At 64.6% G+C, this 14848-nt stretch carries 14 protein-coding genes; 7 read left to right on the top strand and 7 right to left on the bottom strand.

Annotation, left to right across the window (positions count from 1 at the left end; all coding sequences use genetic code 11):
- Positions 1-27: 27 nt before the first annotated feature.
- The 6 genes from benA (at position 28) to J7I89_RS13000 (ending at position 8180) form a co-directional block, all read left to right on the top strand.
- Positions 28-1395: a benzoate 1,2-dioxygenase large subunit gene (benA, locus tag J7I89_RS12975; RefSeq protein WP_214970867.1), complete on the top strand. Its 1368-nt coding sequence runs from the start codon at positions 28-30 to the stop codon at positions 1393-1395.
- A gap of 27 nt (positions 1396-1422) precedes the next feature.
- Complete coding sequence (gene benB, locus J7I89_RS12980; protein WP_214970869.1) at positions 1423-1959, top strand: benzoate 1,2-dioxygenase small subunit; 537 nt, start codon at positions 1423-1425, stop codon at positions 1957-1959.
- Positions 1960-1987: 28 nt separating this feature from the next.
- Complete coding sequence (benC, locus tag J7I89_RS12985) at positions 1988-3040, top strand: benzoate 1,2-dioxygenase electron transfer component BenC (protein WP_214970870.1); 1053 nt, start codon at positions 1988-1990, stop codon at positions 3038-3040.
- The gene (locus J7I89_RS12990; protein WP_214970872.1) at positions 3037-3840 is read left to right on the top strand and encodes a 1,6-dihydroxycyclohexa-2,4-diene-1-carboxylate dehydrogenase; all 804 of its coding nucleotides are present in this window, start codon (positions 3037-3039) and stop codon (positions 3838-3840) included. The genes benC and J7I89_RS12990 overlap by 4 nt, the downstream gene beginning before the upstream one ends.
- 86 nt (positions 3841-3926) lie before the next feature.
- Entirely contained in the window at positions 3927-5330 is a 1404-nt protein-coding gene (locus tag J7I89_RS12995) for an MFS transporter (protein WP_214970874.1), read from the top strand.
- Between the two features lie 18 nt (positions 5331-5348).
- Complete coding sequence (locus J7I89_RS13000) at positions 5349-8180, top strand: LuxR family transcriptional regulator (protein ID WP_214970876.1); 2832 nt, start codon at positions 5349-5351, stop codon at positions 8178-8180.
- A 60-nt stretch (positions 8181-8240) separates the two neighbouring features.
- Here the strand turns inward: J7I89_RS13000 and J7I89_RS13005 are convergent, their stop codons facing one another.
- The gene (locus J7I89_RS13005) at positions 8241-8507 is read right to left on the bottom strand and encodes a DUF1876 domain-containing protein (protein WP_214970878.1); all 267 of its coding nucleotides are present in this window, start codon (positions 8505-8507) and stop codon (positions 8241-8243) included.
- Between the two features lie 165 nt (positions 8508-8672).
- On the bottom strand, positions 8673-9254 hold the full coding sequence (locus J7I89_RS13010; protein WP_308159898.1) for a TetR/AcrR family transcriptional regulator: 582 nt from the start codon (positions 9252-9254) through the stop codon (positions 8673-8675).
- 207 nt (positions 9255-9461) lie between these two features.
- On the opposite strand from J7I89_RS13010, the gene arfB reads away from it, so the two are divergent.
- Positions 9462-9884, top strand: a complete 423-nt coding sequence (arfB, locus tag J7I89_RS13015; protein ID WP_214970881.1) for an alternative ribosome rescue aminoacyl-tRNA hydrolase ArfB — start codon at positions 9462-9464, stop codon at positions 9882-9884.
- A 21-nt stretch (positions 9885-9905) separates the two neighbouring features.
- On the opposite strand, the gene J7I89_RS13020 is transcribed toward arfB, so the two are convergent.
- Genes J7I89_RS13020 through J7I89_RS13040 form a run of 5 tightly spaced genes read right to left on the bottom strand, consistent with a single transcriptional unit; the run spans position 9906 to position 14820 of the window.
- Complete coding sequence (locus J7I89_RS13020; RefSeq protein WP_214970883.1) at positions 9906-10676, bottom strand: sugar phosphate isomerase/epimerase; 771 nt, start codon at positions 10674-10676, stop codon at positions 9906-9908.
- On the bottom strand, positions 10673-11713 hold the full coding sequence (locus J7I89_RS13025; RefSeq protein ID WP_251045278.1) for a hydroxyacid dehydrogenase: 1041 nt from the start codon (positions 11711-11713) through the stop codon (positions 10673-10675). The genes J7I89_RS13020 and J7I89_RS13025 overlap by 4 nt, the downstream gene beginning before the upstream one ends.
- Positions 11710-12570, bottom strand: a complete 861-nt coding sequence (locus J7I89_RS13030) for a carbohydrate ABC transporter permease (protein ID WP_214970886.1) — start codon at positions 12568-12570, stop codon at positions 11710-11712. Before J7I89_RS13030 ends, J7I89_RS13025 begins: the two co-directional genes overlap by 4 nt.
- A gap of 4 nt (positions 12571-12574) precedes the next feature.
- The gene (locus J7I89_RS13035) at positions 12575-13549 is read right to left on the bottom strand and encodes a carbohydrate ABC transporter permease (protein ID WP_214970889.1); all 975 of its coding nucleotides are present in this window, start codon (positions 13547-13549) and stop codon (positions 12575-12577) included.
- The gene (locus J7I89_RS13040) at positions 13546-14820 is read right to left on the bottom strand and encodes an extracellular solute-binding protein (RefSeq protein ID WP_214970892.1); all 1275 of its coding nucleotides are present in this window, start codon (positions 14818-14820) and stop codon (positions 13546-13548) included. The genes J7I89_RS13035 and J7I89_RS13040 overlap by 4 nt, the downstream gene beginning before the upstream one ends.
- Positions 14821-14848 lie beyond the last annotated feature (28 nt).

A 14848-nucleotide genomic window follows, 5' to 3' on the forward strand; every position in this document is an offset into this window, starting at 1 on the left:
GTCGCCCGCACACTGATAGGAGCCAACATGACAGAGACGCTGGCGGGCATCCGAGCCCACCTCGACCAGGCCCTGATCGAGGATCACGAGAACGGCGTATATCGCGCCAAGCGGAGCATCTTCACGGACGAGGACCTTTTCGACCTGGAAATGAAGCACATCTTCGAAGGCAACTGGGTGTACCTAGCGCACGACAGCCAGATCCCCAATGTCGGCGATTACTTCACCACCTACATCGGCCGCCAGCCGATCATCATTTCCCGCGACAAGCAGGGCGGGCTCAATGCCCTGATCAACGCGTGCAGCCACCGCGGCGCGATGCTGTGCCGGCGCAAGACGGACAACCGCACCACCTTCACCTGCCCATTCCACGGCTGGACCTTCAACAACACCGGCAAGCTGCTCAAGGTGAAAGATCCCCGGGATGCCGGCTACCCCGAACAGTTCAACAAGGAGGGTTCCCACGACCTCACAAAGGTTGCACGGTTCGAGAGCTACCGGGGCTTCTTGTTCGGCAGCATCAACCCGGACGTGAAGCCCCTGGAGGAGCACCTAGGTGAGTCAACGAAGATCATCGACATGATCGTGGACCAGTCCCCCGACGGCCTGGAAGTCCTGCGCGGGGCTTCCAGCTACACCTATGACGGCAACTGGAAACTCCAGGCCGAGAACGGCGCCGACGGCTACCACGTCTCCGCGACGCACTGGAACTATGCCGCAACCACCGCCCGCCGCACCACCGGCGAGTCGGCAAACGAAACCAAGAACATGGATGCCGGTGGCTGGGCCAAGCAAAAGGGCGGCTACTACTCCTTCGACCACGGTCACCTGCTGCTCTGGACCGAATGGCTGGATCCGAGCAACCGTCCCCTCTTCGACCGGCGTGACGAACTCGTGGAGAAGTACGGCGAGGCCAAGGCAGACTGGATGATCAACATCTCCCGCAACCTCTGCCTCTACCCCAACGTCTATCTGATGGACCAGTTCGGTTCGCAAATCCGGCACTTCCGCCCCATCTCCGTCGACAAGACAGAAGTGACCATTTACTGCATCGCACCCAAGGGTGAGAGCGCCGAAGCCCGGGCCAACCGCATCCGCCAGTACGAGGACTTCTTCAACGCCTCCGGCATGGCCACTCCTGACGACCTGGAGGAGTTCCGCTCCTGCCAGAAGACCTACCTGGCCACGGCAGCACCCTGGAACGACCTCAGCCGCGGCGTCACCCATCAGATCACGGGCCCGGACGCCAATGCGGACAAGGTCGGACTCAAACCGATTTCCAGCGGCGCCCGGACCGAAGACGAAGGCCTGTATCCCATCCAGCACGGCTACTGGGTGGAGACGATGCGCAAGGCGGCAGCCGCCGAAGAAGCTGCAATCGCTGCCCAGAACTAGGCCCGACCGGACCCGAAGGAGAACCCCATGACACAGACCATCGACACCGCCGGCCAGACCGCTGTCCCTGCCGGCCCCGCCACCCTGGAAGAAATCCATTCCTTCCTCTACTGCGAAGCGCGGTTCCTGGACGACCGCGAATTTGACCGCTGGCTGGACTGCTACCACCCCGAAGCCGAGTTCTGGATGCCCGCCTGGGCCGACGACGACCAGCTCACCAGCGATCCCCAGCGTGAAATCTCGCTCATCTACTACCCCAACCGGGGCGGACTCGAAGACCGCGTCTTCCGCATCAAGACGGACCGTTCCAGCGCAACCAGCCTGCCGGAACCGCGCACCGGCCACAACATCACCAACGTGGAGATCATCGAATGGCGCGGCAGCGAAGTCGACGTCCGCTTCAACTGGCACACGCTCTACTACCGCTACCAGAACATCGATCCGTACTTCGGAACCTCGTTCTACACCATTGACTACTCCGGTACACAGCCTGTCATCACGAAGAAGAAGGTCGTCCTGAAAAACGACTACATCCACCACGTCGTGGACATCTACCACATCTAACTTCCGAACTACTGGAATCGAGCCCTTCATGAGTTACCAGATTGCCCTCAGCTTCGAAGACGGAGTCACCCGCTTTGTCACCGCCAATCCCAACGAAACAGTGGCCGACGCCGCCTACAAATCACGGATCAACATTCCCTTCGACTGCCGCGACGGTGCCTGTGGCACCTGCAAGGCCTTCTGCGAGTCGGGAAAGTACGACGGCGGCGACTACATCGATGAGGCACTCACCGAGGACGAAGCCGAAAAGGGCTTCTGCCTCCCCTGCCAGATGGTCCCGGAGACCGACCTCGTCCTGCAGATAGCCGGCACGTCCGAGATGGCAAAGGTCGGAGCAACCACGTACGCCGCCACCGTCAAGGAGCTGACCTGGTTCGCCGACAACACCGCCGCCGTCACCCTGGCTTTGGACAATCGCGGCGACCTGAAGTTCCTGCCCGGCCAGTACATGAACTTCGCGGTACCCGGCACCGAGGCCGTCAGGTCCTACTCGTTCAGCAGCGGCCCGGCCGACGACGAGCTGCGGTTCCTCATCCGCACCGCCCCCGACGGGGCCATGACCACCTACCTCAAGGAGCGTGCCGCCGTCGGCGATGCACTCCCCCTGACCGGCCCGATGGGGAGCTTCTTCCTCCGGGATATCAAGCGTCCCGTGCTGATGCTGGCCGGCGGAACCGGCATTGCACCGCTGCTGTCCATGCTGGAGAAGATCGCCACAGGACTTGAAGAAGCCCCGGCCCACCCGGTGCACCTGGCCTACGGCGTCACCTTCGACAAGGACCTGGTGGAGCTGGACAAACTCCAGCACTACGCAGAAGCCATCGTCAACTTCACCTTTGGCTACTGCGTGGCGGACCCCGAAAGCGCGGCCCCGAACAAGGGCTACGTGACCCAGCACATCACCGCCGCCCAGCTGAACGACGGCGACGTCGACGTCTACCTCTGCGGACCGCCCGCGATGGTGGATGCCGTCCGCAAGTACTGGGACGCCCAGGGCATCACCCCGGCCAACTTCTACTACGAACGCTTTGCCGTCGGCAGCACCGCGGCGGCACCGGCACTCGCAGGGGCCTCCGCTTGAACCCCGTCAGCCCGGGCCGTTTCGCCGGGAAAGTCGTGGTGGTCACGGGCGCAGCCCAGGGCATCGGCCACGCCGTGGCCTCGCGGGTTGCCGCCGAGGGCGCCCACACCATCCTCGTGGACCGCGCCGAACTCGTCCGGGAAGCGGCCGCAGCCCTCGCCGCCGATCACAAGGCCGGCGGCGGGACCGCCGTCGGCCTTACCGCCGACCTGGAAAGCTACGAAGGCGCGAACGGGGCCATCACTGAAGCACTGCAGCTCCACGGCCGCATCGACGTCCTGATTAACAACGTGGGAGGCACCATCTGGGCCAAACCGTTCGAGCACTACGCGCCCGACGAGATCACCAAGGAAATCCAGCGGTCCCTCTTCCCCACCCTTTGGACTTGCCGGGCCGTCCTTCCGCACATGATCGGGCAGCAGTCCGGCGTCATCGTCAACGTCGCCTCCGTCGCCACGCGCGGCGTCAACCGGGTTCCCTACGCTGCGGCCAAGGGCGGCGTGAAGGCCATCACCGCGGCCCTGGCCCTGGAGGGCGCGCCGCACGGGATCCGCGTGGTGGCCACAGCCCCCGGCGGCACCGAGGCACCTCCGCGCAAGGTGGCACGGGGTCCCCGGCCCGAAGGCGAGCGGGAGAAGGCCTGGTACCAGCAGATCGTGGACCAGACCATCGAATCGTCCCTCATGAAACGCTACGGAACGCTCGACGAGCAGGCCGGCCCGATCGCCTTCCTGGCCTCCGACGACGCCTCCTACATCACCGGCAGCGTGCTCGCCGTCGCCGGCGGCGACCTCGGCTAGGCCGCCCACCCGCCAGCCACACCTGCCAACCAACCTTGCAGCACCAACCGGCCGCAACGACGCGGCCCAGGCCAATGGAGCCCTCCATGAACGCTCTGAACGCATCAACCACGGCCGCATCAACTGATGCCGCCCGCACCAAAACAGTCCGCTGGGTGATGGCCATCGCGGCCGCAGCCCTGCTCTTTGACGGTTACGACCTGGTTGTCTACGGAACCGTCGTTTCGACGCTGCTGCGCGACCCCAGCCAGCTTGGCCCATTGGATGCTGCCCAAGCCGGAGCCTTGGGCAGCTACGCCCTCATGGGAGTCATGGTGGGCGCGCTTGGCGCCGGCGCCGTGGGTGACTTCCTGGGCCGCCGGAAACTCATGCTCATCAATATTGTCTGGTTCTCCCTGGGCATGGCGTGCACTGCCATGGCCACCGCTGTCCCGGTGTTCGGCGTGTTTCGCTTCCTCACCGGGATCGGCGTGGGCGCGCTCGTCGCCACGGCGGGGGCTGTCGTTGCCGAGTTTGCTCCGGCCGGCAAACGAAACTTCTACAACGCGATCGTCTACTCGGGTGTGCCTGCGGGAGGGCTGCTCGCTTCCCTGCTGGCCATCGTGCTCAACGGAATCACCGACTGGCGCGGGCTGTTCATGATCGGTGCGCTGCCCCTTGTCATCCTGTTTCCGCTGGCACTCGTGAAGCTGCCGGAGTCACCCCGCTGGTTGCTGGCCCGCGGCCGCACGGAACAGGCGCTCAGCCTCTCCGCGAAGACCGGCATCCCGCTCCAGGACGGAACGTCCGACGGCGGCCCGGCCGCCGGGCGGTCACGCCTCACCGTGCAGCCACCCGCAGCGGTGCGCAAAGACGGGCGCCCCCTCGCCGGATTCGCAGCCCTCGCCTCCGGGAACTACCGCAAGCCCACCATCCTCCTGGGATGCATGAGTTTCTGCGGCCTGCTGCTCACGTACGGTCTGAACACCTGGCTGCCGGAAATCATGGGACAGCACGGCTACGGCAAAACCTACTCGCTGAGCTTCCTGCTGGCCCTCAACGCCGGCGCGGTGATCGGCGGCCTCCTGGCATCGCGCTCCGCAGACAGGTTTGGGCCCAAAGCCATCGTGTCCACCACGTTCGTCATCGCCGCGGCGTCCCTGGTGCTGCTCACGCTCAGCTTCCCACTGCCCGTATTGCTGATCGCGGTGGCCTTTGCCGGGGTGGGCAGCCTCGGCACCCAGGTCCTTGTCTACGGCTTCGTGTCCAACTACTACCCCACTCCGGCGCGCACAGCCGGCGTCGCATGGTGTGCAGGCTTTGGCCGCCTGGGCGGGATCGGGGGTCCGCTGGTGGGTGGCTTCCTGATCAGCGCCCAGCTGCCGAGCAACGCGGCGTTCTTCGTCTTCGCCGGCGTGGCCCTTGCCGGCGGGCTTGTCACAATGTTCGTCCGCCAGCATGAGCCGGCCGGCGGAGACCTTCACGCTGATCGGATCCGGATTCCCGTGTAGCCGTAGACTTTGGAAACCATGCCCGACAACGACGCCGACCTCTACGCTGGACGCACCGCGGAAATCCAACGCCTGCAGGACCTGCTCCAGTCTGTCCGCTCCGGGGCCCCGGGAGTCGCCATCATCCGCGGTGACCGGGGTCTGGGCAAGACCTCCCTGGTGGAACATTTCCTCCGGTTGGATGCCAGGGCGGGTAACCGGTCAACAGTCCTCCGGGCGGCTGGAGCCCTCTGGGAGCGCGACAGTGACTTCGGGCTGATTCAGCAACTGCTTCGCGCGCCCCGACGCACTGCCGCCGGCAGCGATGCTGCAGTCCCGGCGGCAGCGCAGCCCGGCCTTGAACCGAACGCCGGAGTCCGGGAGCGGCCCGGCGAATACGGAGACGCACTAATTGCTGAAATTTCCCACCTCGCAGGTGAGGCCGGTCACGCCCTGATTCTGTGGATCGACGACATCCAGTGGGCGGACCGGCCGTCGCTGCAGGCCCTGTTGCATGCGCTGCGCCGGGTGCAGCCCACCGCGTTGCTGACCATACTGGCAACGGACCCGACGCTGAGCGAACTGGATGATGCGGCCGCCGGACTTCTTAGCTATCCCTCGGCTCAGACCATGAGGCTGGCCCCGCTTACTCCGGGCAACGTGCAGCTCATTGCCCGGCAGATTCACGGCACCGGCGGATCCGAACTTTCCCTGCCGGCCGCCAGGAGCCTCATCGAACACACCGGCGGCCGCCCGGGGCTGGTCCGGCCGCTCCTGGAACAGTTCCCTCCCTCCGCCTGGTCAACCGGACAGAAAGTCTTGCCGGTACCAGCGGAACTGGCGGCGTCTGTCAGCATGAAACTGGCCGGACTGCCGCCGGAAGCCCTCCGGCTTGCCGAGGCGGCGGCGGTGCTTGGCGTCGGCTCCCCGCTCGCCCAGGCAGCCGACCTGGCGGGCATTCCCGATGTCCTGGCTGCCGTCGACGCGGTTCAGGCAGCGGGTCTGCTGACACTATCCACCGACGCAGCAGAGACCATGCTTCAGTTCCCGCTGCCCGTGGTGCGGGCCGCGGCCTATCAGAATCTGGCGGCCGGACGCAGAATTGCGCTCCATTCCTCAGCCGCCCGCCTGACGGCTCTACCCCACGAGCAGCTGCGACACCGAGCTGCCGCAGCCTTGTTGCCTGACGATTCACTTGCGAGAGAACTGGAGGAGGCGGCCGCCTCCTTCGCAGAAGCCGGCGCCTGGGGGTCCGCCGCCGAAGCGTACTCCCAGGCTGCCCGGCTCAACCCGGTGCGGGAGCAACGGCAATCCCTTCTCGTCAGGGCCGTGGACGCGATGGTGGGCGCCGGACAGCTGCCACGCGCCTCCGCGGCGGTGGAAGGCCTAGCACCGGGCCCGCGGGGCGACGCGGTCCGCGCGTATCTTGCGATTCTCTTCGGCCGTCCTGCCGAGGCCGATGCACTACTCGAAAAGGCGTGGAAATCCGTGGACCCCGCCACAGATCCCGGGACTGCAGCTCAAATATGCCAGCGGCAGGTGCTTCACTCCCTGGCCCGGTTTGATGGCCGGGAACTGGTGAGCTGGGCCGTCCGGGCCAGAAGCACTGCGCCGGCAAACAGCCCGGCGGCGATCGAGGCCCGCGCCATCGAAGGGCTCGGGCTCGGGGCCATGGGCAGGTTCAGCGAAGCGGAAGAGAGCTACCGCGTAGTCGAGCGGCTGACCGAAAACAGCGCGCAGCAGCAGCGGATCAACATGGGCAAGGGCTGGCTGCACCTTGCCATGGACCGGCCTGAAGAAGCCCGGAGCGAGCTCGCCAGCGCTGTGCCGACAGAATTCCGCCGTGGCTCCCACCGGATTTCCCTGTGGGCACAGGGCTGGCTGGCGAGGACTGATCTCGCCTTGGGTGCCTGGGACAGCGCGCTGCGAACCGTCGAGAATGCCGTGACCGTTCAGGAGGAGTCCGGCATTGAGCTCGTACGGCCGCTGCTGCACTGGAGCGGCGCGCAGATCCATGCCCTCCGCGGTAACTGGGACTCGGCCGCCCATCACTTGGAACGGGCCGCCGTCGCGTCCGACAGCTACCCGGTAATGCTTCTGCCTTACAGCATTGCCCAAGCGCAGGTGGCTGAGGTCAGGGCAGATTACGACGGCGTCGTCCGGGCCCTGCTCCCTGTCGTCCGGATGCGCCGCAGCAGCGGAATCGATGAACCGGGCTTCTGGCCATGGCAGGACCACTACGCCAATGCGTTGGTCATGGTGGGACGGGTGGAGGAAGCCGGACAGTTCCTTCGCCCCCTTGAGCTTCTTGCGGAGGAGCGTCAACACAGGTCAACGCAGGCACGGCTGGCTTACGTTCGCGGCAGGATCCACGCGGCTACCGGTGACCTCGATGCCGCACGCCTCAGCTTCCGTGACGGTCTGGCAAAAATAGAAACGCTGCCGATGCCCTACGCGCGGGCCCGGATCCTCTTCGCCTACGGCCAGTCCTTTCGACGCGCCGGAAAGCGACGGGAAGCGGCCGACGTGCTCATCCAAGCCCGCGACCTCTTTTCCGTGCTTGGCGCCGTGGCCTATGCAGACCGCTGTTCCCGCGAACTGCGCGCCAGCGGGGTCAGCACGGAGGAGCACTGGAGGGAAGGCACGCCGGCCCTGACAGCTGCAGGCTCACCGAGCCAGCTCGACGAGCTGACCGACCAGGAAAGAGCCGTTGCCAGGCTGGTCGCTTCCGGCCTAAGCAACAAGGCTGCCGCAGCTGAGCTCTACGTGTCCATCAAGACCGTCCAGTACCACCTGACCCGCATCTACCGAAAGGTCCACGTCAGTTCGCGTTCCGAACTGGCCGCTCTGTACCTCGAAGCACGGTCCTGAACCACGCCGGGCGGGACGTATACGGTCTGGGGGCCGCGAGATTCGCCAACTTTTGCAGGGCTAAGCGCGCAGATGCGGCGTTTCCTTGGTAACTTTCTCGATATCGGCCGCGGTGACCTCGATCAGCTGATGCGCTAGGTCCGCCAGGGCGCGTGCGGTGGCCAGCTCGTCCCCGATCTCGGGGACATCGGAATCTGCCGGATTCAGCCTGGCCCACCCGACACCTTCCAGTTCATCCCGGTTCTCGGGCCGCAATCGCGCCGTGGCCCGCGTTTGGTTTTCATGTTCGTCGATAACGATGTTCACCGACCAGCTTTTCTCTTGCATGGTGATCGCCTCCTCAGGCGAATTCCACCATGCCAAGCTCGAGGCAAGCCGTCAAGAGTCCGCAAACTCACCCGCGGAAGCTCCGCCCAGAAACCTGAATTGCCCCGTTTAATGAGGCAATTCCCGTGGGATCGCAGACCTTATCCAGGCCGAAAACCTCCGGCCCTATGAAAGGGCCTCCTGGATGATTCGGCGGGCGGCAGCCTGTGCCAGTCGCGGGTTGGCGGGATCCAAGGTGGGCATGCCGAGCGCCAGCGCCCCTTCCAGGAGAAGGGCCAGCGTTCTGGCGAGCCCGTCCGGATCGGCGGCGCCGGCCTGGCGGGACATCTGACGGATCCACTCCAGGACGCCGGCTCGGTGCTCGGCGACCCTCAGTTGCACGACGCTGCCGGCGCTGGCCTCGGCAGAAGCCTTCAAGAACGCGGCGCCCCGGTATTCCTCGGGGTGCCCGTCCCAGAGCAGCGCATCAAACATGGCTGAGAGCCGGTCTGCCGAGGGGGTGGGATCCGGTCCCCCGGCATCCCTCAACGCCAAAGCCCACAGCCTGTCCATCTCGTCGAGGTAGGCCAGGACAAGATGCTCCTTCGTGGGAAAGTACCTATAGAAGGTCGATTTGGCGACGTCGGCCTCCTCGATGATCCTGTTGACTCCCACGCCGTTCAGGCCGTCGAAGTAAAACAGGTCCGAAGCGGTCTGTAGGATGCGGTCCCGTATGCCGCTGTTCCGGGCGTCACTCACGTTGCTCACTTTCACCTCTGCCGGGTGGTGCTCGCGTCCGCCCGCTGCGTCCGTTGCGTTCTGATGGAATGCGAAGCATTGCGTTCGCGGTCACCGCATGAAACTAAGCCTGCTTAGTGGCCATACAGTCCACCGTACGCTTCATCGCGGCCGGTTATCCCTTTCACGGCGAGCCTGCGGTCTTCGATCGCGCCCATGTCGTGCAACGCTGGTTGCATGGATCTGGAAGTTTCGCCCGCGCTCACGATTCCCGCGTCGGAACTCAGCTGGCGGTTCTCGCGTTCGTCCGGGCCAGGCGGTCAACACGTCAACACCTCGGACAGCCGCGTCGAGCTTTCATGGAATGTCGGTAACTCGGCTGCGCTTTCGGACGGCCAACGGCTGATGCTGGTCACGCGTCTGGCACCACGTCTCATTGCCGGGGTGATCACGGTGACCGCCTCCGAGCGGCGCTCTCAGCTGCGCAATCGCGAGATCGCCCTGGCCAAGCTCTCTGACCTCGTGGCAGGGGCTCTTGCTCCGGAAGCTGCCCAACGCCGGGCGACCAAACCCACCCGGGGCTCGAACCGCCGGCGCCTCGCCGCAAAGGAGCAGCGGGCGGCGACGAAACGGCAACGAAAACGACCGTCCGCCGAGTAGCACCGGCTAGCTATCGGGCACCTAGTCCTTACCGAGGGCAACCTGGTTCAGGAAGTCGCCGTCCCTCATGACGTTCTCCGGAAGGTCCCCCTCCACGAACTCCAGCATCATGTCCGTGGGCGCGCCGTTCCCCCGGAGGATGTCCGCCACTAAATGCCACAGCTGCTTGCGGCCCGTGAGGGGCAGCCGCTCGCGCTGAGGCCACCACGAAAAGCAGTGGACGCCGACGACGTGATCCAGGACTTGGAGCAGCGACGCGATGGCCTGCTCATCGGTTAGACCGACGGCGGGCTGCCAATAGGTTCCTACATTGGGCCGGTCCACCCTTGCCAACAATTCCAGCGTGGTCTCCGCCGTGTCAGTCAGCGTTCCGCCGTGGTACTCGAAAGCGATCTCTAAGCGGTCCCTGGCGGCAATTTCGGAAATCCGCTGCGCATCGGCCACGACGTCGTCCCACGCCTTCGCGTCCGCGTCAGTTGATGGCGTCTCGCCCGCCCAGACCCTGATCCGCGGGGCGTTCAGCGTCAGGGCCAGAGCTGTGACAGCGCCGAAGTCACCTAAGCCCCCCAGGCGATAGTAGGAACCGAGGGACAGGACTTTGAGGCCGGCCTCCCTGGTCGCATTCCCGGCCTCAAGCGCGGTCGCGGCATCACGAACGTGCACGTCGGCGCCCCATTCGATGCCGGCGAGGCCAGCGGAGGACACGATGTCCACGACCTCCCCGATGCTGTTGCTCCGCAACGTCACCGAGCAAATGCCTGGCGTCAGGACTGCCGCGCTCCGGCGGCTCACGCCATCGCCGCCAGGGTCTCCCGACTGATGGCATGATTCGCCTCAGCGCCCTGCGCCAGTCGTTCCACTTCGGCCACCGCCAAGGAACCCATGCGGGCAAGCTCGTTGCCTAGCGAGCCTGCGATATGCGGCGTCAGCACCACATTGGGTAACTTGTACAGCTCGTCCCCGTCGGGCAGCGGTTCCGGTGCCGTAACATCCAGGACCGCGCTGATCCTTCCGCGGCGAAGCTCGGCACGCAGGGCCGCGTGATCCACCAGGACGCCCCGGGCAGTGTTGATGAACGTGCTCCCGTCCTGCATCTGCGCCAGTTCCGCCGCGCCGATCATCCCCAGCGTGGAAGGCAGCACAGGTGCGTGCAGCGAGACCACTTTGCTGCGGCGCATCAGCTGGTCCAGCGGCACCAGCTCGGCACCGAGGCTGGCGGCTGCGGCCGGTGTCAGGGTTGGATCGGCGAGCAGGATACGCAGCGGGTAGGGCTTCAGCAGCTCGATCAGCAACCGCCCGGTCCGGGAGGCACCGATGATACCCACCGTGTTTCCGTTGTTGCCCAGATCCTGGCGCAGCACCTCCTTACGGTAGCGGGACTGTTCGAGCCGTTGCCGGGCCTGCGAGGCGAACGCGTCCTTGCCGGCGAGCAGGATGAAAGCCAGCGCGTACTCTGCTACAGGGACAGCGTTGGCCTGCGCCGCCGTCGTAACCAGGACCCCACGGTCCCATACGACCGGGGACACATGGTTTTTGACCGTTCCGGCAGCGTGCGCCACCAGACGCAGCCCGGGCGACAGGTCTAGAACGGAACCGTCGATTCGAGGGCTGCCCCATCCCGTGATCAGCGCCGTGGCGTGGGCAAGCACTTCCCGAGCCCGGACCGACTCGAAGTCGGTCAGCACTTCAGTGCTCAACACATCGGCCACGGCTCTGAGACGGTCGAAGGACTCCGCATTGATCAGGCTGTCCCGGAGCTCATTGGAGGCCATGGCGAAGGCGACCCGGGGCCGGTGCGGGCTGCCGCCGTCGGCCATTGCGCGGTTCATCCTTTCAGCCCTGCACTGGCCATGCCTTCAACGAAGCGCTTCTGCGCAAAGATGAACAGGACGATCATCGGCAGCGCTGCCAGCGCGGTGCCCGCCATCAAATATGGCCATTGAATGTCGGACTGGTCCTGCGAGAAGATCGCGAGTCCGAGCTGGAGCGGCCTAATCTCGTCGGTGCTGGTGATCATGAGTGGCCAGAGGAACGCATTCCAGGCGCCTTCCACCTGGAAGACGAAGATGGTGACCAAGGCGGGTTTGACGAGCGGAGTCATCACCTTGAGGAAGATGCCGAATTCCCCCACCCCGTCCATGCGGGCGGCATCCGCCAGTTCTGACGGGAGGGAGACGTAGAACTGCCGCGCCAGGAACGTGTACATCGGACCGGCCGCCAGCGGGATGATCAGCCCCCACCAGGAATTCAGCCAGCCGGTGCCGCCCATGCCGAGGATGTCGTTACCTCCGAACAGCGGCACGCTCTTCACGACGAGGAACAGCGGAACCAGGATGATCTGAAACGGGACCATCAGCAGCACGATGAAGTAGGTGAGCAGCGATTTGGCTCCCCGGAGCGGGAGCTTGGCCAGGGCGTAGCCGGCCATCGTGCAGACGGCGAGCGTCACTGCGGTCTCGCCGATCGCGATGATGAGGCTGTTGCGGAAATAGTTCAGGAAGGGCGCAGTCTTCATCGCCTCCACGAAGTTTTCCCAGTGGTATTCCTTCGGCAGCCAGGTAAAGGCACCCACTTCGTTTGGTGACTTGAGCGCCGTGAGCACCATCCAGATGAACGGCGAGAGCATCAGCAGCGAGCCTACAGTCAGCACAACATAAAGAACCATCCGGCCAGGCCTGATTTTCACTTTACTATTCACTCTTATCAGCTCCCTGGAGCTTCCGGCCCACAATGATGAAGGCGCTGATCAGGAGGATCATGATCACCGTCTCGGCGGAGGCATACCCCAGCCGCATCCCTTGGAAGGCGTCGTTGTAGATATCGAGCACCAGCACATTGGTTGAGATTCCGGGGCCGCCCTTGGTCATGACATAGACAAGGTCATACACCTGGAACGTGCCTACGATGGAGGTGATCAGGACGAAGAACTGTGCCGGTGCCAGTGCTGGCCACTTCACATGCTTGAAGACCTGCCACCTGTTGGCGCCGTCCAGGTCCGCAGCTTCAACCAGCTCCCTGGAAACCCCCTGCAGGGCGGCCAAGTAAATGACCATCTTGGCGCCAAGCCCTTGCCAGATACCCACCAGCATGAGGGACGGCAGGGCGGCATCGGGGCTGCTCAGGAAAGGCTGCGGGCCAAAGCCGAAGAAGCTCAGGGCGCCGTTGGCCAGGCCCGCACCCGGGTTGTAGATCCACAGCCATACCGTCGCCACAGCCACGGTGGCGGTCACGGTGGGGATGTAGAAAGCCGTGCGGAAGAAGGCCATGCCGCGTAGCTTCTGGTTGAGACCGAGCGCAATCAGCAGGGCCAGGCCCATGGAAATCGGCACAACCACGAGCGCATACACCACGGTGTTGACGAACGCGGTTTTGAAGTTCTGATCACCCATCAGTTCGACGAAGTTATCGAAGCCGACCCAGGTCCAGTCACCGCTGAAGTTGTAGTCGGTCATGCTGAGGAACAGCGCAGCGATGGTGGGCACGGAGATGAAGATCGTGGAGTGCAGCAGCGCCGGCGTCAGCAGCAGCCAGCCTGCCCGCACCTGCTTGTGGGTGACGGAGCGCCGTTTGACGAGACGGGTGCCCTTCGTAGCGGCCCCGTCCTTCGAGTGGCCGGTGGCCGTCCCGGTCCGGGACGGCGCCGCTTTGGTAGCCAGGTTGCTCATTTTGAAAGCGCCGCCAGAGACGAGAGCACTTCCTCAGCAGTTCGCTTACCCAGCAGAACCTCGTCAAGGCCAGAGTTGAAGGACTTCCGGACTTCCAGCCAATTCGTGGCTCCGCCTTCGTAGGCGGCGTGCGAGAGGTTGGCCGCAACAAACTTGCTCAGCGGGTTGGACTGGGCCTGCCCCGTTTCCGCCGTGGTCTTGGTGGCCGGGATCTTCGAGTTGAGCTTGGCCTGGGCATTATTGGCCTCGGGCTTCGTCAGGGACTCGATGAAGGTCCAGGCTGCCTGGGAATTCTTGGTCTTAGCGCCGATCGAGGCGATGTCGCCGCCAACGAACTCGGCCTTGGCGCCGTTGTCCAGCAGGAAGAAGCTCAGGTCATCACAGTTGGCCTGGCCGATGCCCTTCTCGCTGCAGTCCACGGCGCCGCCCACCATGCCCATCGGCGCCTCGTTCGTGTAGACGAGTGGCTTCTTGGCCGAGTTCTGCTGGCCAAAGGACTGGACGTTGTTGACCATGCTCTTCATCCATTCGAGCGTCTCAACGCCCTCTTCGTTGTTGAAGTTCGGCTTGCCGTCCTTGAACAGTGGAGTGCCGGTGGAGGCAAGGAAGGTGGTGAACACCTGGCGGTAGGCGCCGGAGGCCGCCCAGAAGTCGAAGCCCGGGCGGGTGATGGTGCCGGCGGCATCGCGCTTGGTCAGCTTCTCAGCCGCGGCCTTGAGCTGGGCCATGGTTGTGGGCGGTTTTTCCGGATCCAGGCCGGCTTCGATGAAGGCGCTCTTGCGGAAGGCGACGGCGCGGGCGTCGGCGATCAGCGGGTAGCCGTAAACCTTGTTATCGTGCGTGACGGCCGGGAGCATCGCTTCCACGGTGTTGGTGCTGACGTCCTCCCTCGTGACTCCCACTTCGGCGAGGTCCTTGAAGACTTTCTTGGCGGCGAAAGGTTGGATCCAGCCGATGCCGGTAACCAGCACGTCGTAGCCCGAGCCACTGGCGATGGACGTGGAAATCTTCTCGTTCATGTTGTCGTAGGTGACGAAGTCCGGTTCGATCGTCATTTTCGGGTAGGTCTTGTTGAAGTCGTCAACGACCTTCTGGAATTCCGCCTTGCCCTCGTTGGAGAGCGGATAGGTTGGAATCATCACGCGCAGCGAGCCGGTTGCGGTGGCCGGGTCACCTCCGGATGAGTCTGCCGCGCTGCTTGATCCGCAGGCTCCCAAGGTGAGCGCGAGGCCGGCGGACATCGCCAGAACCGTTAAGGCGTTCTTCTTCATGAGTCGTCTCCTTTGACTGTGATGCGCC

The organism is Arthrobacter sp. ISL-5 (assembly GCF_018613835.1).
Taxonomy (GTDB): domain Bacteria; phylum Actinomycetota; class Actinomycetes; order Actinomycetales; family Micrococcaceae; genus Arthrobacter.

Bases quoted from the DNA above. Each gene is read 5' to 3' on its own strand.
- benA (WP_214970867.1), top strand. From the start codon at position 28: ATGACAGAGACGCTGGCGGGCATCCGAGCCCACCTCGACCAGGCCCTG.
- benB (WP_214970869.1), top strand. From the start codon at position 1,423: ATGACACAGACCATCGACACCGCCGGCCAGACCGCTGTCCCTGCCGGC.
- benC (WP_214970870.1), top strand. From the start codon at position 1,988: ATGAGTTACCAGATTGCCCTCAGCTTCGAAGACGGAGTCACCCGCTTT.
- J7I89_RS12995 (WP_214970874.1), top strand. From the start codon at position 3,927: ATGAACGCTCTGAACGCATCAACCACGGCCGCATCAACTGATGCCGCC.
- J7I89_RS13000 (WP_214970876.1), top strand. From the start codon at position 5,349: ATGCCCGACAACGACGCCGACCTCTACGCTGGACGCACCGCGGAAATC.
- J7I89_RS13005 (WP_214970878.1), bottom strand. From the start codon at position 8,507: ATGCAAGAGAAAAGCTGGTCGGTGAACATCGTTATCGACGAACATGAA.
- arfB (WP_214970881.1), top strand. From the start codon at position 9,462: ATGGATCTGGAAGTTTCGCCCGCGCTCACGATTCCCGCGTCGGAACTC.
- J7I89_RS13025 (WP_251045278.1), bottom strand. From the start codon at position 11,713: ATGAACCGCGCAATGGCCGACGGCGGCAGCCCGCACCGGCCCCGGGTC.
- J7I89_RS13035 (WP_214970889.1), bottom strand. From the start codon at position 13,549: ATGAGCAACCTGGCTACCAAAGCGGCGCCGTCCCGGACCGGGACGGCC.
- J7I89_RS13040 (WP_214970892.1), bottom strand. From the start codon at position 14,820: ATGAAGAAGAACGCCTTAACGGTTCTGGCGATGTCCGCCGGCCTCGCG.